The organism is Pseudomonas fuscovaginae SE-1 (genome assembly GCF_000364705.1).
GTDB lineage: Bacteria > Pseudomonadota > Gammaproteobacteria > Pseudomonadales > Pseudomonadaceae > Aquipseudomonas > Aquipseudomonas fuscovaginae_A.
Genome location: NZ_AQOH01000213.1, coordinates 1 through 1,086 on the forward strand (window position 1 = coordinate 1; position 1,086 = coordinate 1,086).

Sequence of the window (1,086 nt, forward strand, 5' to 3'; positions counted from 1 at the left end):
ATTCTCGCCTAAAAAGGTGTCCGGGGTTAGTAGACCACTACACTCGTGCCGGCTGCTCACCAAGCCTAGCCAAGACACTTCCTGCAAACCATTAACGGGTCGGAAGGTAACACCAGGTAGGCTCACGCCGGCCGCTGCCGATTTCGGCACGATGGAGACACCCTAGCCCATTTTCACCCCGCCCGGCGCGTTGCGCTTGCTCTTGAGCGATATCAAATCGATAGACAACATCACAGGCCTCTGTATGCAATGCCTTACCCGCTTCGGTTAAAGTCGCTTGGCGCTGTGCTCGGACGAAAAGTTAAACTCCTAACTCTTCCTCCACTTCCTTGATCTGTCGACTCAGCGTTGGGACGGCGATATTTAGGCGAAATGCGGCCCTGGTAAAATGACTGACTTCAGCGACCGCCAAAAAATAATTGAAATGTCTGATTTCCACTACTTTATGTCTCGCCCAGGAACCGAACAATTCCGAAACCAAACTTATCCGTTACGTTAGCTTAAATCTCATGGCAAACCGTTTCCAAGCCAGAAGTTTGGATTTACAACAGACTCTTCCTGTACAGCGGAAGCAGCTGGAACCAAGCGGAAAACCTGAACACTCGCTTTGCCATCGATAGCTGCGCTCAAGTCTTTAAACGCCTCGCCGAGTATATGCTGAGTCAGCGCAGCATCATTTTCCCACAGCTCAAGCATGGTCCATTGGCCTTGAGTGTCCATGTTTTCAAACAGACGATAATGAAGACATCCGTGCTCTGACTGCGTCGCGTCGACAGCTATTAGCAGGGCGCTGTGAACCTCTGCTACTGAGGATGGATCTGCGGTGATATGCGCTACAACGGTAATCGTACTGGTCATGACAAACACTCAGATTGTTGATGACTTAGCTTGATCACTTCCATTGGCACGTGAAACCCAAAGGGTAGTGAAACAGTTTCAACAAACTGGCGAAAGTCCCGGAAACCCCTCTAGCGCGGGCCCGCGCACAACCGCCACAGCCGGCGGTACGAAGCCGCTGTGCTGATGCGGTCTTGTCCGGTTGTACCGCTGCATGAGGTAGCGGCCGATGTCCTGCTCGGCCAACGC

Annotated in this window: 1 protein-coding gene and 1 pseudogene; both read right to left on the reverse strand. The window is 52.3% G+C overall.

Going from position 1 to position 1,086, the window contains the following annotated elements; all coding sequences use genetic code 11:
- Positions 1-166 precede the first annotated feature (166 nt).
- Positions 167-439, reverse strand: a pseudogene (locus tag K675_RS33920) (LysR family transcriptional regulator); the annotation flags it as partial.
- A gap of 68 nt (positions 440-507) precedes the next feature.
- Positions 508-858 (reverse strand): putative quinol monooxygenase, encoded by a 351-nt coding sequence (locus K675_RS32435; protein WP_157383958.1) that lies wholly within the window; start codon positions 856-858, stop codon positions 508-510.
- Positions 859-1,086 lie beyond the last annotated feature (228 nt).